Annotated in this window: 18 protein-coding genes; 7 read left to right on the top strand and 11 right to left on the bottom strand. The window is 63.8% G+C overall.

All coding sequences use genetic code 11. The annotated features are described in order from the left end of the window. Window positions 1-213: 213 nt before the first annotated feature. From OVA12_RS02045 to OVA12_RS02015, 7 genes are all read right to left on the bottom strand, one after another. Entirely contained in the window at window positions 214-1,611 is a 1,398-nt protein-coding gene (locus OVA12_RS02045) for an NAD(P)(+) transhydrogenase (Re/Si-specific) subunit beta (protein WP_268134020.1), read from the bottom strand. 13 nt (window positions 1,612-1,624) lie between these two features. Continuing rightward, window positions 1,625-2,104 carry a proton-translocating transhydrogenase family protein gene (locus OVA12_RS02040; protein WP_198646878.1) on the bottom strand — a complete coding sequence of 160 codons (480 nt, stop codon included), beginning with the start codon at window positions 2,102-2,104 and terminating at the stop codon, window positions 1,625-1,627. Window positions 2,105-2,114: 10 nt separating this feature from the next. Beyond that, on the bottom strand, window positions 2,115-3,254 hold the full coding sequence (locus tag OVA12_RS02035) for a Re/Si-specific NAD(P)(+) transhydrogenase subunit alpha (protein ID WP_268134018.1): 1,140 nt from the start codon (window positions 3,252-3,254) through the stop codon (window positions 2,115-2,117). 75 nt (window positions 3,255-3,329) lie between these two features. Beyond that, entirely contained in the window at window positions 3,330-3,611 is a 282-nt protein-coding gene (locus tag OVA12_RS02030) for an aa3-type cytochrome c oxidase subunit IV (protein WP_198646879.1), read from the bottom strand. A gap of 125 nt (window positions 3,612-3,736) precedes the next feature. Further along, window positions 3,737-5,128 carry an ABC1 kinase family protein gene (locus OVA12_RS02025; protein ID WP_268134015.1) on the bottom strand — a complete coding sequence of 464 codons (1,392 nt, stop codon included), beginning with the start codon at window positions 5,126-5,128 and terminating at the stop codon, window positions 3,737-3,739. 54 nt (window positions 5,129-5,182) lie between these two features. Next, window positions 5,183-6,106, bottom strand: a complete 924-nt coding sequence (locus OVA12_RS02020; RefSeq protein ID WP_268134013.1) for a heme-dependent oxidative N-demethylase family protein — start codon at window positions 6,104-6,106, stop codon at window positions 5,183-5,185. Beyond that, a complete protein-coding gene (locus OVA12_RS02015; protein ID WP_268134011.1) occupies window positions 6,106-7,926 on the bottom strand; it encodes a M3 family oligoendopeptidase in 1,821 nt (606 codons plus the stop codon). The genes OVA12_RS02020 and OVA12_RS02015 overlap by 1 nt, the downstream gene beginning before the upstream one ends. Before the next feature lie 225 nt (window positions 7,927-8,151). Here OVA12_RS02015 and OVA12_RS02010 point away from each other — a divergent pair, with 225 nt between their 5' ends. The 4 genes from OVA12_RS02010 to OVA12_RS01995 all read left to right on the top strand — a co-directional run bounded on the left by OVA12_RS02010 (window position 8,152) and on the right by OVA12_RS01995 (window position 13,202). Continuing rightward, complete coding sequence (locus OVA12_RS02010; RefSeq protein WP_268134009.1) at window positions 8,152-9,675, top strand: sigma-54-dependent transcriptional regulator; 1,524 nt, start codon at window positions 8,152-8,154, stop codon at window positions 9,673-9,675. Window positions 9,676-10,050: 375 nt separating this feature from the next. After that, window positions 10,051-11,322, top strand: a complete 1,272-nt coding sequence (locus OVA12_RS02005) for a DUF882 domain-containing protein (protein ID WP_268134007.1) — start codon at window positions 10,051-10,053, stop codon at window positions 11,320-11,322. Beyond that, the gene (locus tag OVA12_RS02000; protein WP_268134005.1) at window positions 11,301-11,777 is read left to right on the top strand and encodes a hypothetical protein; all 477 of its coding nucleotides are present in this window, start codon (window positions 11,301-11,303) and stop codon (window positions 11,775-11,777) included. The genes OVA12_RS02005 and OVA12_RS02000 overlap by 22 nt, the downstream gene beginning before the upstream one ends. Window positions 11,778-12,242: 465 nt before the next feature. Further along, window positions 12,243-13,202 (top strand): IS110 family transposase, encoded by a 960-nt coding sequence (locus OVA12_RS01995; RefSeq protein WP_268134003.1) that lies wholly within the window; start codon window positions 12,243-12,245, stop codon window positions 13,200-13,202. An 85-nt stretch (window positions 13,203-13,287) separates the two neighbouring features. Here OVA12_RS01995 and OVA12_RS01990 read toward each other — a convergent pair whose 3' ends face one another. The 3 genes from OVA12_RS01990 to OVA12_RS01980 form a co-directional block, all read right to left on the bottom strand. Further along, window positions 13,288-13,554 carry a DUF2312 domain-containing protein gene (locus tag OVA12_RS01990; RefSeq protein ID WP_106751470.1) on the bottom strand — a complete coding sequence of 89 codons (267 nt, stop codon included), beginning with the start codon at window positions 13,552-13,554 and terminating at the stop codon, window positions 13,288-13,290. Between the two features lie 119 nt (window positions 13,555-13,673). Beyond that, window positions 13,674-13,976 carry a DUF1244 domain-containing protein gene (locus OVA12_RS01985; protein ID WP_268134000.1) on the bottom strand — a complete coding sequence of 101 codons (303 nt, stop codon included), beginning with the start codon at window positions 13,974-13,976 and terminating at the stop codon, window positions 13,674-13,676. A 38-nt stretch (window positions 13,977-14,014) separates the two neighbouring features. Then, window positions 14,015-14,809 carry an N-formylglutamate amidohydrolase gene (locus tag OVA12_RS01980; RefSeq protein ID WP_268133998.1) on the bottom strand — a complete coding sequence of 265 codons (795 nt, stop codon included), beginning with the start codon at window positions 14,807-14,809 and terminating at the stop codon, window positions 14,015-14,017. 103 nt (window positions 14,810-14,912) lie between these two features. Here OVA12_RS01980 and OVA12_RS01975 point away from each other — a divergent pair, with 103 nt between their 5' ends. From OVA12_RS01975 to pyk, 3 genes are all read left to right on the top strand, one after another. Further along, on the top strand, window positions 14,913-16,214 hold the full coding sequence (locus OVA12_RS01975; RefSeq protein WP_268133996.1) for a glycerate kinase type-2 family protein: 1,302 nt from the start codon (window positions 14,913-14,915) through the stop codon (window positions 16,212-16,214). A 136-nt stretch (window positions 16,215-16,350) separates the two neighbouring features. Beyond that, window positions 16,351-16,752 carry a DUF1036 domain-containing protein gene (locus OVA12_RS01970; RefSeq protein WP_268136964.1) on the top strand — a complete coding sequence of 134 codons (402 nt, stop codon included), beginning with the start codon at window positions 16,351-16,353 and terminating at the stop codon, window positions 16,750-16,752. Next, entirely contained in the window at window positions 16,749-18,185 is a 1,437-nt protein-coding gene (gene pyk, locus OVA12_RS01965; protein ID WP_268133994.1) for a pyruvate kinase, read from the top strand. Before OVA12_RS01970 ends, pyk begins: the two co-directional genes overlap by 4 nt. A gap of 135 nt (window positions 18,186-18,320) precedes the next feature. Here pyk and OVA12_RS01960 read toward each other — a convergent pair whose 3' ends face one another. Next, window positions 18,321-19,304 (bottom strand): alpha/beta fold hydrolase, encoded by a 984-nt coding sequence (locus OVA12_RS01960; RefSeq protein ID WP_268133992.1) that lies wholly within the window; start codon window positions 19,302-19,304, stop codon window positions 18,321-18,323. Between the last annotated feature and the right edge of the window lie 62 nt (window positions 19,305-19,366).

The following is a 19,366-nucleotide window of genomic DNA, read 5'->3' as shown; positions in this document are numbered from 1 at the left end:
CGAGCGCAAGCGAGCTCATAAACAATTATGCGCGATGGGACGCGCAACAGACGGCTTTGTCGCGCTTCGCGCGCCCGATGTCTGGATCCCGGCTCGGCGCTTCGCTATCGCTCAGCTGGGCCGGGATGACGATAGCGGGCCTTTCACAAAACAGAACGGCCCCGTTTCCGGGGCCGTCCATTGTTTCATCGAGAGGATTCGTCTGTCTGGCGCTCAGAGGGCCTTGACGATCTCTTCGGTCATCTTCTTGGCATCGCCGAACAGCATCATCGTCTTGTCGAGGAAGAACAGTTCGTTCTCGATGCCGGCATAACCGGAGCCCATGCCGCGCTTGATGAAGAGCACGGTGCCGGCCTTGTCCACGTCCAGGATCGGCATGCCGTAAATCGGCGACTGCGGATCATCACGGGCGGCCGGGTTGGTCACGTCGTTCGCGCCGATGACATAGGCAACGTCAGCCTGCGAGAATTCCGAGTTGATGTCTTCCAGCTCGAACACTTCGTCGTAAGGCACGTTGGCTTCTGCCAGGAGTACGTTCATGTGACCCGGCATGCGGCCTGCGACCGGATGGATCGCATACTTCACCTCGACGCCTTCGGCCTTCAGCTTGTCGACCATCTCGCGCAGGGAGTGCTGGGCCTGGGCAACCGCCATGCCGTACCCCGGCACGATGATGACCTTGGACGCGTTCTTCATGATGAAGGCTGCATCTTCCGCCGAGCCCTGCTTCACCGGGCGCTGCTCGCCGCCACCGGATGCGCCGGCCGAAGCCGTCTCGCCGCCGAAGCCGCCGAGGATCACCGAGATGAACGAGCGGTTCATGCCCTTGCACATGATGTAGGACAGGATCGCACCGGACGAACCGACGAGGGCACCGGTCACGATCAGGGCCATGTTGCCGAGCGTGAAGCCGATGCCAGCCGCGGCCCAGCCCGAGTAGGAGTTCAGCATCGACACGACCACCGGCATGTCCGCGCCGCCGATCGGGATGATGATCAGCACGCCGAACACGAAGGCAACGAGCACCACCAGCCAGAAGGCCAGAGCGCTTTCCGTCGCCACCAGAATGCCGACCAGAACCACCAGCGCAACGGCAAGGCCGATGTTGATGGCATGGCGGCCCGGCAGCATGATCGGCTTGCCGGACATGCGGCCATCGAGCTTCAGGAAGGCGATGACCGAACCGGTGAAGGTGATCGCGCCGATGGCGGCACCGACGGAGGCCTCGATCAGGGCCTGTGCGTGGATGTGCCCCGGTTCACCGATGCCGAAGGCTTCCGGTGCGTAGAGCGCAGAGGCGGCCACGAACACGGCAGCCAGACCGACCAGCGAGTGGAAGGCGGCGACGAGCTGCGGCATTGCCGTCATCGGAATGCGGCGAGCGATGATCGCACCGGCACCACCACCGATGCCGACGCCGGCAAGGATGATCAGCGCGGAGCTGAAGGTGACACCGGTCGCCAGCAGCGTGGTCACCACGGCGAGGGTCATGCCGACCATGCCATAGGTGTTGCCCGTGCGGGACGTTTCCGGATGCGACAGGCCGCGCAGGGCCATGATGAAGAGAACGGCGGAGATCAGGTAGAGAACGGCCGTGATGTTGGCAGACATGGATACGGCCTCCTCAGCGCTGCTTCTTCTTGTACATGGCGAGCATTCGGCTGGTTACGAGGAACCCGCCGAAAATGTTGACGCTGGCAAGGACCAGGGCGATGAAGCCGAAGATCCGCGCCATCAGCGCTCCGTCGCCATGCGACAGGTCAACGCCCACAGCCAGCAGCGCACCGACGACGATCACCGAGGAGATCGCGTTGGTCACGGCCATCAGCGGCGTGTGCAGGGCCGGGGTAACCGACCAGACAACGTAATAGCCGACGAAGATCGCCATCACGAACACGGAGAGCAGGAACACGAAGGGCTCGATTGCCCCTGCCCCGATGCTTTCGCTGGCGCGCATGGCCAGATCCACGGCGCCGCCTGCGATCTGGTCCGCATAGGACTGCGCCGCGGCGGCGGCTTCCTTGGCCGTTTCTGCAGCTTCAGCCGCAGCCTCGGCAGCAGCGCGGGCCTTTTCCAGCGCTTCGGCTTGATTGACTTCGCTCATCTCGTCCCCCTTACGACTTCGCCGGCGCAAAGGCAGGGTGAACCACTGCCCCATCGCGCGTCAGCACGGTCGCCTTGACCAGTTCATCGTCCCAGTTCGGCTTCAGCACCTTGTTCGTCTTGTCGACCATGGTCTCCAGGAAGGCGATCAGGTTCTTGGCATAGAGCGAGGACGCGGAGGCGGCGATGCGCCCCGGCACGTTCAGGTGACCGACGATCTTCACGCCGGAAACGGTCGCGACTTCGCCAGCCTTGGCACCCTCGACGTTGCCGCCGCGCTCGACGGCGAGGTCGATGACGACCGAACCCGGCTTCATGCTGGCCAGCATCGCGGCCGTGATGAGGCGCGGAGCCGGGCGGCCCGGGATCAGCGCCGTGGTGATGACGATGTCCTGCTTGGTCAGGTGAGCAGCGACGAGCTCGGCCTGCTTGGCCTGATAGGCCTCCGACATCGGCTTGGCGTAGCCGCCTGCCGTCTCGGCCTGCTTGAACTCATCGTCCTCGACGGCGATGAACTTGGCGCCGAGCGATTCGACCTGTTCTTTCGAGGCCGGACGCACGTCCGTTGCGGTCACGACCGCACCAAGGCGGCGGGCCGTTGCGATCGCCTGAAGACCGGCAACGCCTGCACCCATGACGAAGACGCGGGCCGCCGGAACGGTGCCGGCAGCCGTCATCATCATCGGGAAGGCGCGGTCATACTCGGCGGCCGCGTCGATCACGGCGCGATAGCCGGCAAGGTTGGCCTGGGACGACAGGACGTCCATGACCTGCGCACGGGTGATGCGCGGCATGAATTCCATGGCGAAGGCAGCGATGCCGGCCTCGGCCATGGCCTGAACCTCGGCTTCCTTGCCATAGGGGTCCATGGTGGCGATGACGAGGGCACCGGCCTTCATCAGCTTCAGCTCGTCCGCATTGGGACGGCGAACCTTCAGCACCACGTCGGCATCGGCGAACGTCGAGGCAGCGTCCTTGGCGATGACGGCACCAGCCGCCTCGTATTCAGTGTCCAGGATGCGAGAAGTTGTGCCCGCTCCCGTTTCGATGGTCACCTCAAAGCCGAGAGTTTTCAGCTTCTTGACGGTCTCCGGCGTGGCGGCGACACGGGTTTCCACCGCGTCGCTTTCGCGCGGCACAGCTATCCTCATTCCAGACCCTCCCAGGGAAGATTAAGCGGTAAACGAGATGGCGAGACGAAAACGCCGCCCGGAGGCGGCGCTCGGTCAGATGGTCACCAGAGCCAGAAGCCCTGCGAGAACAAACACGCCAGCAGCGGGGATCCAGCCCTTTTCGCCCAGCGCCATGCCGGCAGCGATGGCAACGAGGTTGGCGATGGTCAGGATCCAGCCGAACACGACAGCGGCGGTGCCGCCGAAGGCAAACATGGCCAGGGTGATGACAATGGTCAGAACCGCGATGGTGCCGATCTTCGAGAAGTTGATGAACCCCTCGTAAGTGCGCTCGTGCTCGGCATAGTCCATGCTGGTAGAAGAGTTGCTAGACATCGATAGTACCCCGACTGTTTCTCACAAGTGGTGAAGGGCTGCCCCATACAACGGAAGCGCCCCGCACGGCAATGTGATCCGGCCCGGAAGTCTCCATCTGGAAGACTGCCGCTCCGAACCTGTCCTTACGCTGCCACAACAGGGCTGACTAGCCCAGTTTTGGCCAAAACAGTTCTCTGGCTATCTGAGATTTTTTTCACCTCGAAGCCGTCGATCTGTTCGTTGAACAGACGATAGAAGTTCAATTCCGCGCGCAGGTGAAGAAAAACACCACCAAGACCTATGGCCGCCCGGTCCATGAACACGAATTCCCGGGGAACCGTGACCGGACCAAGCTCTTTGAGAGCCTTTTGCACTCGGAACGCCTCCTGACGTCCATACTCGGCCGGGCTCACACCATCGGCGATGGCGCGCACCCGATCTGTCAGCAAAGGACCATAAATGAATCTCGCCCAGATGTTGAGGACATTGATGAGATCCCTGCTCAGACTTTTGAAGCCCCAGCTTTCGTAGGCATGGACAATTCGCGCGTCATCGTCATGCAGCAGCCCCTTGTAGAGATCGACGACGCCGCCGACGAAGGTCGCGGGGAAGATTCGGATGCAGCCATAGTCGAGCAGATTGATGCCGCCCGGTTCGCCTGCCTCGCTGAACACCGTGTAATTGCCCAGGTGCGGATCGCCATGAATGACGCCAAAATGGCTGAACGGATGCCACCAGGCATGGAACATCGTCTCGGCAAGCCGGTTGCGGACGGTCAGGTCCGCGTCCTTCCAGCTCAGCATCGGCGAGCCTTCCAGCCAGCCCATGGTCAGAAGCCGCTGTGTTGACAGCTCGTCCACCACATCGGGCACCCGGATTCGCGGCTCATCGGCCAGCACATGCCGGTAGATCGCCATCTGCCGTGCCTCGCGGGTGTAGTCGAGTTCCTCGCGCACCCGCTCCGAAATCTCCTTTGCAATCTCGCGGGTATCGATCGCGGACTGCATGCGCCTGTGAACGGAGAAGAGCAGCGCCAGCTGCTTGAGATCCGCCTCCACCGCCGAAGACATGTCGGGGTACTGCAGCTTGCAGGCCAGCGCCCGTCCATCGTGCCCGGTCGCCTTATGCACCTGACCGAGGGATGCGGCAGCCGACGGTTCCTTGTCGAAGGACGCAAAGCGGCCTTGCCAGCCGTCACCCAGTTCCGCCCGCATCCGGCGCTTGACGAAGGCCCAACCCATCGGCGGGGCATTGGACTGCAGCTTTGCCAGTTCCGCCGCATATTCGGGCGGCAGCACGTCCGGGATGGTCGACAGGAGCTGCGCCACTTTCATCAACGGCCCCTTGAGGCCGCCCAGCGCCGCCGCCAGCTCCGCCGCGCCTTTCTGATTGTCGAGGTCCAGCCCGAACAGGCGCGCCCCGGCGAGCTTGGCGGCGATGCCGCCCATGTTGGTGCCCACCTTGGCGTAGCGCCCCACGCGGGCGCTGAAGCGGTTGGCTTCCTGGTCCTGTCCGTTGTTGTCTGTCCCGGCCATGTCCTGTCCTTCGGCTCGCTCTGCCTCGTGGCAACGCGTCTGTCGTCGGCGGTCTTACGAGTGGGCCAGCGCCTCCAGATCGGCCGCCAACCTGTCCCGATGACCTGTCAGCCCCTTATAGGCCAGTTGGGCCGGTTCCATCGCACGCAGCTGGCGCGCCAGGCCTGCGGCCAATTCACGCCCCCCGGGATGGCGGGCGAGCAAAGCGAGCGGATCCCGATGGATCTTGATCGTGAAGAGGATGTCACCGGACGCGGGAAGCCGGCGCAGGGTCTGGCGTTCGACGCGGACAAACAGCGCCGCCAGCAGCGATCCATCCACATCCCCGACCTGCGGTGTCAGCTGCTTGGCCTCCGGGTGATGCAGCTCGGCGTCATCATAAACGGACCAGTTAAACCGCTCGATGATCTGACCATCGCGCAGGTTGTCGAAGATCCGGTCCACGGTCTGCCCCATGCGCCCGGCAAAACCCGGCACCTTGGCGTGGATTTCGCTCATCGGCTGGCGGAACTTTTCGGCCAGGGACCAGGACGAGGGGAAGCAAAGCGCGGCGGCGGCAATCCTGTACCCGCCCTCGCCCTTGCGCATCAGGACCAGATCGTCCTGCACCAGACGGGCCGCAGACAAAAGACCGGGCGTGTCCGTTCCGGAAAGCCCGACGACCGCGCCGGACGCACGCACGAGAACACCGCCGTCCACCTCGCCATAAAGCGCCGGGTGGACGACCGGCAAATGCGCAGCCATGAGACGGAAGGTTTCCGCCTGCGCTGCTTCTGTGCCTGGCTCTGCCCGGAACACACGGTCCAGATGGTCACGGAACAGTGCATCCTTGAGCTGCAGATGCTGCGCCAGCAGCGGATCCGGATCGAACCAGCGCGCGTCCTCCACCGGAGCCAGGCCAATGGTGAAGGGCTGTTTCGATCCGTCATAGGGCGTGTGGCGGAACGGGTCCGCCGGGCCCGGTTCCACCGTCTGCATCAGTCGTCCATCGCCTCGAGTTCGTCGATGATGCGTTCGATCACCGACAGGCCGCGCTTCCAGAAGCCCGGATCCGTCGCATCAAGGCCGAAGGGCGCCAGCAGCTCGCTGTGATGCTTCGTGCCGCCCGCCTTCAGGAGATCGAAGTACTTCTGCTGGAAGCCCTCCTCGGCGTCCTCGTAGACCGCATAGAGCGAGTTCACCAGGCAATCGCCGAAAGCGTAGGCATAGACGTAGAAGGGCGAATGGATGAAGTGCGGGATATAGGTCCAGAAAGTCTCGTAGCCTTCGCCCAGCCGGATAGCCGGCCCAAGGCTCTCGCGCTGTACCTCGAGCCAGATCTCGCCCAGGCGCTCGGCCGTCAGTTCGCCGTCCTTGCGTTCGGTGTGCACCTTGCGTTCGAAGGTATAGAAGGCGATCTGGCGCACGACCGTGTTGATCATGTCCTCGGCCTTGCCGGCGAGCAGGATCTTGCGCGCCTTCGGGCTTTCGGCCTTGTCGAGCAGCGAGCGGAACGTGAGCATTTCGCCAAAGACGCTGGCGGTCTCGGCCAGTGTCAGCGGCGTGGGCGCCATCAAGGGTCCGTTCGGCCCAGCCAGAACCTGATGCACGCCGTGACCCAGCTCATGCGCCAGCGTCATCACGTCCCGCGTCTTGCCGAGGTAGTTCACCAGAACATAAGGATGCGCGCTCGGCACGGTCGGATGGGCGAAGGCCCCGGGGGCCTTGCCTTCACGGGCCGGGGCATCGATCCAGCCGCGCTCGAAGAACCGGCCCGCGATTTCCGCCATATCGGGCGAAAAACCGGCGTAGGCGGCAAGCACCGTGCCGCGCGCCTCGTCCCAGGAGATGACCCGGTTGTCCGACTGCGGCAGGGGCGCGTTGCGGTCCCAGTGGTTGAGCTGGTCCATGCCGAGCCAGCGCGCCTTCAGTGCGTAATAGCGGTGCGACAGGCGCGGATAGGCCTCACGCACGGCCGCTACCATCGCATCGACCACTTCGCGCTCGACCCGGTTGGCCAGATGCCGGCTGTCGGCAATGTCCTCGAACTTGCGCCAGCGGTCGGAGATTTCCTTGTCCTTGGCCAGCGTGTTGGTGATCAAGGTGAAGACGCGCAGGTTCGCCTTGAAGGTCTCGGCTAGAGCATCAGACGCCGCCTTACGCTTGGCCGGATCGCTGTCCTGCAGGAAGTTCAGCGTCGCCTCGATCGGCAGCGACTGGCCGTCGACCGTGAAACGGAGTGAAGCGATGGTCTCGTCGAACAGACGGTTCCAGGCGCCGCGGCCGCTGATCGACTTTTCGTGGAACAGCTGCTCGACCCGGTCTTCCAGCTGGTACGGCTTTTCCTTGCGCAGATCCTCGAACCAGGGGCGATAGTGCCGGAGCCCCGGGTCCTGCAGTGCCGTCTCGATGACCTTGTCATCAATGCCGTTCAGTTCCAGCGTGAAGAACAGGAGGTGGGAACTCGCCGTGGTGATCTTTTCCTGGATGTCACCATAGAACTTCTGCCGCGCCGGATCGGTGGTGTTGCCGGCATAGAGCAGACCCGCATAGGAAATCAGCCGGCCCAACAGATCTTCCAGATCCTCGAAGGACTGCACAGCCGCCAGAAGAGCCTCGACATCCTCCGCCGCCAGCCGCGCGAGTTGCCCCTTGTAGGCACTTTCGAAACTGCGCGAGCGCTCGAGCGCGGCTGTCAGGTCGGACTGGACCTGCGGCGCATCTGGTGCCGGATAAAGATCGCTCAGATCCCACTCAGGCAGATCGCCAAGGGCGGCGCCGGAGGTTGCTGGAGAGCGGGCGATTTCGATGCGGTTCATGACTCCTCCGGTTGGAACCGGCCTGCGCCGGGCGGTTCCCTGTCCTGCAGACGGGCCAACCCGCCCGTCTCGTTCCGTTCATTCTTCCTGTTTAGGGCGGAAGACCGGTGTCCGGCAATCGCCCTTATCCCCGGGACGTTCAGAACCATGGACGATTTGTTTACCCGTTACCGATCAAGATGACCCGAATTGAGACAATCACGACCACACCCAGGCAGTAAAGTCATGCAGTCAGCCAGCGGGCGCATTCTCATTGTCGATGATGATCCGATCCAGCGCCGGTTGTTGCAGGAAGCCGTGACGCGTTTCGGCTATCGCGCCCGCACCGCCGAGGATGGAGCTGAGGCCGTTCGCATCATGACCGGGCCGGAAGGGGCCGACATCGATCTCATCATCATGGACATGGTGATGCCGGAGCTCGACGGGCTCGGCGCGCTGCGGAAGATCCGGGCCGAGCGCATCGCCGTGCCAGTGATCATGCAGACCGCCCATGGCGGCATCGACACGGTCGTCAACGCCATGAGCGCCGGGGCGCAGGATTTCGTCGTGAAGCCGGTCGCGCCGGAGCGGCTCGAAGTCTCGATCCGGAACCTGATGAAGGTCTCCGCGCTTGAGGGCGAGCTGACCCGGATCCGCAAGCGGACCACCGGGACGCTGACCTTCAATGACATCATCACGAGGTCGCCGGCGATGGAGCGGGTGCTGCGCCTCGGCCAGCGAGCCGCCTCCTCCAACATTCCGATCCTCATCGAGGGCGAAAGCGGCGTCGGCAAGGAACTGATCGCCCGGGCGATCCAGGGCTCCGGCGAACGCAAATCCCGTCCTTTCGTCACGGTCAACTGCGGCGCGATCCCGGACAATCTGGTCGAGTCCATCCTGTTCGGCCACGAGAAGGGCGCCTTCACCGGTGCTGTCGACAAGCATGTCGGCAAGTTCCAGGAGGCCCATGGCGGCACGCTGTTCCTGGACGAGGTCGGCGAACTGCCGATGGACGTGCAGGTCAAGCTGCTGCGCGCGTTACAGGAAGGCGAGATTGACCCGATCGGTTCGCGCCGGCCGGTCAAGGTCGATTTCCGGCTGATTTCCGCGACCAATCGCCGGCTGATCGATCTCGTCAAGGAAGGCGGGTTCCGCGAGGATCTCTATTACCGTCTGAACGTGTTCCCGATCTGGATCCCGCCGCTGCGCGACCGCCGGGAGGACATCCCCGCCCTCGCCCGGCATTTCCTTGCCCGTTTTGCGGCGGAAGAAGGCAAGACCCAGGTCTCTGGCCTGAGCACCGATGCGCTGCAGATGCTGCAGGCCTATTCCTGGCCGGGCAACATCCGCCAGCTTGAGAACACCGTGTTCCGCGCTGTAGTCCTGTGCGACGGAGACCAGCTCGTTGCCGAGGACTTTCCCCAGGTCGCGGCCGCGATCGACCATCCGTTGCCGCCGCCCGAACTGGAACGCCCGGCTCGTGCCCCGGCCGTGTCTCCGTCGACCTCCACCGGTCCGGTCAGCGCCGAACCGACCTTCGGCGGCAACGGCACGACGGCTCCCTTCGGCTTCATGCGCAGCCTCGACGATGATGGCCACATGCGGACGCTGGCAGCAGTGGAAGAGGAAATGATCCGGTCCGCCATCAGTCACTACGGCGGCCGGATGACGGAAGTCTCCCGCCGTCTCGGCATCGGCCGCTCGACCCTGTACCGCAAACTCAAGGACTATGGCCTTGACGACGGAACGGCCCAGGACGCTGCAGAATAACGGACTTATTCACAGCTTTCTGATTTGACTGCGAAGTTGCCCCGGTTTTTTTGGGGCACTAACGCCCCTATCGACGATGCGCGCATCAGGCGGCGCAGCGCGAAAAATCCAAAGATCGATATTCTTCAGTGGTTTACCATTTTCAAGACCCTGAATATCACATACTGGACAGGTCGTTGCATTTCGGCCACTCTGCGGACCCAGATGAAAACACGGTAAAAAGTTTTTAACCTGAGGCGGCTAGTCTCATCCTTGTCACCGGGGGGTGGGTATTGGCTGCAAGGCCTTCAGACTGCGAGATGTGATTTGCGTGAACGGTTAGTCCGAAGCAGCGCCTTGGCCAGGGTAAAGCGGTTTGCTGCCCTGATGTGTGTCATGGGTGCGTTCTTCGTTGGGCCCTCGGTTGTGGCGCCGGATCAGTCGGCAGCCCAGGCCGAGACCCGTACCCTCAAGCTGTACAACACGCACACCAAGGAACGGGTGCAGATCACCTTCAAGAAGGATGGTCGCTACATTCCCTCGGGTCTGCGTGACGCCAACCGCTTCCTGCGCGACTGGCGCCGCAACGAGATCACCAACATCGATCCCAAGCTGCTCGACCTGGTCTGGGAAGTGTACCAGCAGGTGCGTGGCGGCGATTACATCCATGTTGTCTCCAGCTATCGCTCGCCGGCGACCAACAACATGCTGCGCTCCCGCTCGCGCGGCGTCGCGAAGAACAGCCAGCACTCGCTTGGCAAGGCGATGGATTTCTTTATTCCCGGTGTCAATCTGACCACCTTGCGCGCCACAGGCCTGCGCAAGCAGGTCGGCGGCGTCGGCTTCTATCCGACGTCCGGCTCGCCCTTCGTCCACATGGACACCGGCAGCGTGCGCCACTGGCCGAAGATGAGCCGGCAGCAGCTGGCGCAGGTCTTCCCGGACGGCAAGACTGTCCATATTCCGTCCGATGGCAAGCCGATGGCGGGCTATCAACTGGCGCTGGCCGACATCAAGTCTGGTCGCCGCGGCAACTCCAAGATTGTCATCGCCTCCGGTGGCGGCGAAGAGGAAGAAGGCGGCAGCTCGACCACCAGCGGCCAGATCCTGACCGCAGGCGACAACGGTGACCTCGTGCGCCCCGCAGCCGGCAATAGCCGCGGCTTCCTTGCCAGCCTGTTCTCGGGTGAAGACGACGACGTCGAACAGGCATCGGCGGATGGCGAATCCGCCCCGGTCAAACCGACGCCGCAGCGTCCGCAGCGCCCGGCAGCGACGGAACAGGCCCCTGGCGTGAAGACGCCGCCTCCATCGCCGTGGCCGCCCAGCAGAGCGCGCCGAAGCCGGCACCTGCTGCACCGGCAGAAGAAGTTATCGCCGCCGCCCCGCCGCGCAGCAAGCCGCGTGAGGCTGGCGAACCGGTCCCGACCTCGATCCCGTTCCAGGTGGCTGCCGCCGATCCGAATGCACGCACGGCTGAAGAGGCCGAGCCTGCGGCGACCAGCACTGGCCCGGCGCTGCTCCAGGCAGGCGCACCGGCTGCGGTCTCCGTGCCCTCCGCCAAGCCGAAGGACCTCGCGGTCGCTCTGGCTGCAGCAGCGGTCGCGACACCCCGCCCGGCGCCGATCGCACCGGCAACCGATCCGATGGCCGCAATTGCTGCCGTGACTGGCACCGAACCGGCCCGCAAGCCGCAGCTCGGCACCAGCACGCTCGCCTATGCCGCGCCGGCCGCGACCGCGCCCCAGCTGACGACGCAGCAGGTGCTGCAGGCCAAGGCAGCGGCCGCCGCCGCCAAGATGGCCAAGGACCGCAAGAAGCCAGCCAAGCCGGCAGCCACGGTCTCTGGTCTCGTACCGCCTCCGGTGATTGTCGATCCGCTGGCCGGCTTTGCCAGCCTTCCGGACAAGTCTGCACCGCAGCTGATCTCCGGCACTTCGACGCTGCGCAGCATGACCTTCGCCGACATGAGCCATCCGAACCAGCGCAAGATCGAGCCGCTGCTGCAGAGTGGCAACCGCTTCCTGAAGCATGGCTTCGCCGCGCAGCCCTATGACAACCTGCGTGCGGACAGCTTCACGGGCGCAGCGATCACGGTGCTCCCGGTGGTCTACTCCCGCTGATCCGGGCTTCGACAGAAAACAGTTCAAAGGGCGGCCACTGGCCGCCCTTTTTGTTTAAGAAATCCCGTCCTCACAGTCGTCACCCCGGCCAAGCGGAGCGCGAGCCGGGGCCAACTCGTTTCCAGAGCGGCAATGTGCACGTCACAAAGAGCCGTGGGGCGCTGGATGCTACCGACGCGGCATATGGCGCCGAGATCGCATTGGCTTGCTCTGCGAACGAGTAGTCCCCGGGTCTTCGCTGCGCTACGCCCGGGGTTGTTTGTTGTCCGAGGTGCTAGGGTAAAGGGGAAGCTGCGACCCTTAACCCGCAGCTTCAGCGTCAGGCGACCGTCCCGGGGTCGGGTTTTCACCCGCTGTCATCATGGCTCCCTGACGCTTCCCTTTTCCCGCTTGGAGAGTTGATTGGGCCTCTGGCTGACACCCACGCCCGCAAACAATCCGAAGCACGTCAAGGATAGCACGGCCATGCCCGCCCTGCAGCAGCCTCCCGCCCATGTCTGCGGCTTCGATGTCGCCAAGGACAGCATCACCGCCTTCGACACCGCCACCGGCCGTGTCACGACCTTCCCCAACCGCTCCGCCAGCATCCGCAAGGCGCTGACAGGCCTGTCGGCCGACTGCCTGTGCGTGTTGGAGCCGACCGGCGGCCACGAGCGCCTGCTGGTGGGCGAACTGACGGCAGCAGGCCTTGCCTGCCACCGGGCCGATACCGTTAAGGTCAAGGCATTCAGCCGGTCCTTCGGCCGTCTTGCCAAGACAGACGCCATCGATGCCCAGGCTCTGGCCCGCTATGGCGAGGAGCGCTGGAAGACACTCGCCCTGTTCACGCCGACCGATGAGACCCAGAGCACACTCGCCAGCCTCAATGCCCGCCGTCAGGAGCTTCTCGCCCTCAAGGTGGCCGAGCAGAACCGCTCAAAGATCCCCGGAGAGGGACCTGGCATCGCGATCATCCGCCGCTCCTGCCAGGTCATCCTGCGGGCGATCCTGCACGAGATCGAGGCCATCGACGCCGCCATCGAGGCGCTCGTCGACGCCTCGCCGCAGCTCGCCCGCCGGATCGAGGTCTGCTGCTCCCTGCCGGGCGTGGGCAAGCGCACCGCCATCACCCTCGCCGCAACCATGCCGGAACTGGGAACGATGGACCGGCGCCAGGCCGCAAGCCTCGCCGGGGTCGCCCCTCATCCCAAGGACAGCGGAACCCTCAAGGGATATCGCCGGATGCACGGCGGACGCTCCACCGTCAAGCCGGCCCTCTTCATGGCCGCCTTGTCCGCAAGCCGCGCAAACGGGCCATTAAAGGAGGTCTATCAAAGGCTTATCAACAACGGGAAGAAGCCAATCCTCGCAATCGCCGCCCTCATGCGAAAGATCATCGTCATCCTGAACGCAAGGATCAGGCAAAACGCACAACAACAGAGTTGATGACACCAATCGATTTTCTGCAGCCCCGAACAACAAAAAAGCGGCCACATGGGCCGCTTTCTGGTTACCTTCAAGGCGTTTCGGCTCACTCGTTGCCGATGTAGCCATGCATGCCGAGGGCCTGGAGATACAGGTCGAGGATCGCCTCTTCCTCTTCACGCTCATGCGGCTGCTTCTTGCGCAAGGAGATCACCTTGCGCAGGATCTTGACGTCAAACCCGTTGCCCTTGGCTTCGGCATAGACGTCCTTGATGTCATCGGAGATGACTTTCTTTTCTTCCTCGAGACGCTCGATGCGCTCGACGAAAGCCCGGAGCTGGTCCGCGGCGACGCCGCCCGGATCTGTGGTCATGGGATCGCTCTCCTATCGCTGAAGCTCATGGCCGGGCAATCCGGCCGGTGAAATCTGGGTGCACTGCCGTGCCAGTTTCTCACCCGACGGTCAAGCCGGTTCGGGTGACCGATGGCGGTTCAGTGCCCGGTTTCACGGGCGGCGAATGCCGCTTTCTGCTCGGCACTCGCCTCAGCCTGATGGAGGCGCTTCCAGTCCTCATAGGGCATGCCGTAGACAGCCTCGCGAGCGGCATCCTTGGTCATGTCGATCCCCCGCGCCTCGGCTTCCGCCTGCATCCAGTTGGACAGGCAGTTGCGGCAGAAACCGGCGAGATTCATCAGGTCGATGTTCTGCACATCCGTGCGCGCCTGCAGGTGGGCAACGAGGCGGCGAAATGCAGCGGCTTCGAGTTCGGTGCGGGTCGTGTCATCAAGGGCCATGACTAAGCTCCTGTCTTGAGGCAAGCGAGGCGAAGCGGTCAGTCGTCCGCCCGGGACGGAAAATGCTGGATCTGCCGAGCGTCAGCCCGAGCCGGCAAGGCCGCCAGAATCGGCTCCAGTCGATCTGCCCAGGCCATGACCCCGGCGTCGTCAGCGATGAGATCCTGCCGCACCTCGATCAGAACATGGGCGAGCCCACGCAGGGTTCCATGCCGGTACATGGTGTCGTTCTTCAAGGCGCCATCATAGGGCTCGTTGTCGCCCACAACGAGGCCCGGTTCAGCCCGCAGGCCTTCAAGCACGGGCGTCACCGCGCGCGGGTCACTGTCCCACAGCACAGCCGCATGCCAGGGCCGTGGTGTCCCGCGCCAGACAGGCGTGTAACTGTGCAGCGAGACGATCACCGGCGGCGCAGCAACAGCGAGCATCTCGTCCAGCGTTCGGGAAATCAGCTGGTGATAGGGCCGATGGAACCGTTCGATCCGCTCCTGGCGCCCTGCTGCATCGATCTTCGCATTGCCCGGAACGACGGCTCCGTCCGACAGGCGCATGACGATCGTCGGATCATCCTCGCCCCGGTTCGGGTCAATGAGCAGGCGCGAATAGGTTGTCAGCAAGGCGGGTGCCGCCAGCCGGCGCGCCAGCTCCAATGTCAGCGGACGCCCGCCGATGTCATAGGCAATGTGCCGCTCGAACTGCTCTGGCGGCACGCCCAGGTCGCCATACTCGGCCGGAATGCTGTTGCGGGCATGATCGCACAACAAAAGCAGGCCGCCGGCCATGTTGCCGGCAAAGGTCTCGAAGGGCTCGGACGCGGGAGGAAAACTCGGCATTGATCGGGGGACTTTACGAGCTGAGGATCGTTATTCAGGTGACGCAGAAGGCCACGTTGCGTAAGGAATAGAGCAACCCTGCGCATCAACCAACAGGCAAGGCATGGCCATAGATATCCGTTTTGCCCCACTGCTGCATACGCTTTTCGACACGGCAGTCGCAGCAGCCAAGGCCGAAACGGCCCTGCCACCGCATCTGCCGGACCCAGGTGCTTATGGCCGCATCATCCTGCTGGCCGCCGGCAAGGCTGCCGGTTCGATGATTGCGGTTGCCGAAGCGCATTACCTCGATACGGTCGGCGTTCCGAAGTCCCGGCTCACCGGTCTTGGTGTCACGCGCCATGGCTATGGCCGGCCCACCAGGCATCTGGAGTTGGTCGAAGCCGGTCATCCTGTGCCTGACGCGGCGGGAGTGGCTGCGACGCTGCGCTGTCTTGAAATGGCAGCCTCCGCAGGACCTGACGATCATGTGGTCGTGCTGCTGTCGGGCGGTGCTTCGGCCAACTGGATCGCCCCGGCGTCCGGCATCCCGCTCTCCGACAAGCAGGAACTGACGCGGCAGTTGCTGCGCTCCGGCGCGACGATCCGCGAGATGAACTGCATCCGCAAGCATCTCTCCCAGATCAAGGGCGGGCGGCTGGCGAGAGCGGTTCCGGACGGTGTCCGACTGACAACACTGGCCATCTCCGATGTGCCGCAGGATGATCCTGCTGTCATCGGCTCAGGCCCGACAGTGGGTGATCCCACCTCGCTCAGCGATGCCCGCGACATCTGCACGCGCCTTGGCATCACCTTGCCGCTCTCCATCGCCGCAGCGCTGGCCGACGAGAAGAACGAGACGCCGGGGCCTGATGATCCGGTGTTTGCCCGTGCCGTTTACACGCTCGTTGCCCGGCCTGCGCTGTCATTGGCCAATGCCGCCATTGTTGCAAAGGCTGCAGGCTATGAGGTTCATCTCCTCGGCGACAGTCTTGAAGGCGAAGCGCGCGAACGGGCGGGCGAACACGCATCGCTGGCCCGGCACCTTGCCGACAACGGCCGCCGCGCAGTGCTCCTCTCGGGCGGGGAACTTACCGTTACAATCCACGGCGATGGCACCGGCGGGCCAAATCAGGAATATGCGCTAGCCTTGGCGCTGGCCCTTGATGGCGCTGCGGACATTGCAGCTGTTGCTGGCGACACCGACGGAACGGATGGTGGCCGGGGCGATGCGTCTGACCCGGCCGGTGCGATGATCGATCCCGGCACGCTGGCCAGGGCGCGGGCGCTGGGTCTTGATGCTGCCGCATTTCTGGCCAGAAACGACAGCACAGGGTTCTTTTCGCGTCTGGGCGATCTGCTGACACCCGGACCAACCTTCACAAATGTCAACGACTTCAGGGCCGTGATCGTTGACAAGCGCTGATGAGCCCCGCAAAACGGGCAAGCTGAACGCCGCAAGACGAGCGAAACAGATGAAAAAAGAAGGGTATCGTCGATACGTGCGCGGGCAGGCCGAGCTTTGCCAGCTGATGAGCCGTATCCTGCCCTTCGTTTTTGGCATGGTTCTTCTGTCGCTGCTGACAAGCGAGGCCAAGGCTGACTTGCGCCTCTGTAACAAGACCGAGAGCAAGGTCGGCGTTGCGATCGGATACAAGGACAAGACAGACTGGGTGACGGAAGGCTGGTGGAACCTCGGGCCAAACAGCTGTGAGGTTCTGGTGCCAGGCGCACTCGTGTCACGCTTCTATTACATTTACGCTGTCGACTACGATCAGTTTGGCGAATGGGGTGGACGCGCGTACATGTGCACTCGCGAAAAGGAATTCACGATTCGCGGGATTGAAGACTGTGTTGCGCGCGGACATGAGCGCACTGGATTTTTCGAGATCGACACAGGTGAACAGAGCAACTGGACGGTTCAACTGACTGAACCGGTACAACAGGGGACAGGCGGGCGATGAGACGTAACCGGCGGGTAAAAATTCTTGCAACTCTAGGCCCGTCTTCTTCCGATCCGGAGATGATCGAGAAGCTGTTTCGTGCGGGCGCGGATGTTTTCCGCATCAACATGAGCCATTCGAGCCATGATCTGATGCGCGAACTGGTCGCGCGGATCCGCGCTGTGGAAGAGAAGGTCAAGCGCCCGATCGGCATTCTGGCCGACCTTCAGGGCCCGAAGCTTCGCGTTGGCAAGTTCGCCGATGGCCCGGTCATGCTGGTCGACGGCGCGAGCTTCGTGCTGGATGCCGACCCGACCCCGGGCGACGTCAACCGCGTGCACCTGCCGCATCCGGAAATCCTGAAGGCCCTGCAGCCGGGCCACCGCCTGCTGCTGGACGACGGCAAGATCCGTCTGATGGTGACGGAATGCACCGCGAGCCGCGCCCTCACCCGCGTGGAAGTCGGCGGCAAGCTCTCCGACAAGAAGGGCGTCAGCGTTCCCGACTCCGAAATCGCCCTCAGCGCGATGACCGAGAAGGACCACAAGGACGTTCTCGCCGTGCTCGACGCCAATGTCGACTGGATCGCCCTGTCCTTCGTGCAGCGTCCGGACGACATTGCCGAAGTGCGCAAGATCGTGCGTGGCCGCGCCGGCATTCTCGCCAAGATCGAGAAGCCGCAGGCCATTGACCGTCTTGCCGAGATCATTGAACTGTCCGACGCCCTCATGGTCGCCCGTGGCGATCTGGGCGTGGAAATGCCGCTGGAACAGGTTCCAGGCCTGCAGAAGCGCATCACCCGCGCCGCGCGCCGTGCCGGCAAGCCGGTGGTCGTGGCAACGCAGATGCTCGAATCGATGATCACCGCACCGGTTCCGACCCGCGCCGAAGTCTCCGACGTGGCAACCGCCGTGTTCGAAGGCGCCGATGCCATCATGCTGTCGGCCGAATCCGCCGCGGGCCAGTTCCCGGTGGAAGCGGTCAGCACCATGGACAAGATCGCCCAGCAGGTCGAGCAGGACAGCAACTTCCGCAGCATCATCCATGCGCAGCGCACGGATCCGGAAGCAACGGGCGCCGATGCCATTTCGGCCGCTGCCCGCCAGATCGCCGAGACGCTGAACCTTGCGGCTGTCGTCTGCTACACCTCCTCCGGTGCCACCGGCCTGCGTGCAGCCCGCGAACGCCCGTCGACGCCGGTTATCGCGCTGTCGCCGGTTGTCGGCACCGCCCGCCGCCTTGCGCTGGCCTGGGGCCTGCACTGCGTCGTCAGCGAGGATGCCAACGACGAAGAGGACATGGTCGACCGCGCCTGCCGCATCTCGCATCAGGAAGAGTTCGCCAAGCCCGGCCAGCGGATCATCATCACCGCCGGCGTTCCCTTCGGAACGCCCGGTTCGACCAACATGCTGCGCATCGCCTTCGTGGGCAGCGACGGCAAGTCGGGTCTCTGAGACCGAGCCGACACACCATTCAACGGCCCGCTTCGGCGGGCCGTCTCATTTCGTGCCGTGCTGCTGCGTGAACCGCGCCATCTCGGACGCAGCTATGCGATGGTCCGGGACAGGAGAGCCATCGGCTCTCCTAAATCAACTCATTGAAACATTGACATTGCGGCTCTCGGTTCCCGGCTCGGCGCTCGCCTTGGCAGGGATGAGATCGAGAATGAGTGCGGCAATTTCTGGCGCGTGGGCATGCTGCGGCATGTGCCCGGCTCCCGGCAGCTCGATCAACCGCGCAGCGCGCAGATCCCGCTTGAGCCCGCGTGAGTGAATGCTCGGCCAGACGACACTGTCCTGATCACCCGTGACAATGACCGCCGGCTGGGTGATCTGCGGATACTGCGCCGCCTGCTCCGCAAGATGGCCGTTGAAGGCTGCCAGATCACAGGAATTGGAGCGGAAACTCTCCGGCCGGAACAGGAGCGCGAGACCGATCTTTCTGTCGTAATCCTGCGGAACCGGATCAGGCGCAAAGACATGGCGCATCGAGGCCGGCGCAACCCTTTCCGCGACAGGCAGCGCAATCAGGCGGCAGAACAGCCAGCCGATGACAGGCGCAGCCGCCAGCCGGTAATACCACGCGACCTTGCCATTCCACGGATGCGTCGCCGGGGCCAGGAGCGCGAGGCCCGTAACGCGGCCAGGGGCCTCCAGCGCCATGGCAGCAGCAACAGCTGCGCCAAAGGAGTGTCCGACCACCGTGAAGGAGGCATGCCCAAGCTCGGTCATCGCCGCGAGCATGCGCCGGGCCTGGTCTCGCGGGCTCGCGCGCCTGTGCAAGCGGCGCTCGGAATGGCCAAGACCTGGTCGGTCCATGTAGACACACCGGATGTGCTGCGAAAACCGGCCGCGAAAGGCCAGGCGAAGATCCTGGAGGTTGCCGCTGGCGCCATGGACGAACAGCACCACAGGCGCGCCGGAAAGGCCCTCAGCGCCCTCTTCCAGAACATGCACCCGCGCGCCGTCCACTTCGATCAACCGGCCTGCCGGCGGATTGACGCGCTCATATTGCCGTCGCCGGAACTCGGTATAGAGCGCAAGGAAGACGAGGATCAGAAGCAAGAATTGCATGGAAAACTCAGGCCGGTGATGCGGGCAGACAGGAAAGAGCCATCACATTGGAACGGTTGGCG

The organism is Pannonibacter sp. SL95 (genome assembly GCF_026672425.1).
In the GTDB taxonomy this organism is placed as follows: domain Bacteria; phylum Pseudomonadota; class Alphaproteobacteria; order Rhizobiales; family Stappiaceae; genus Pannonibacter.
The sequence above is the reverse complement of the archived record's forward strand: the minus strand, read 5'-3'. Positions and strand labels throughout refer to the sequence as shown.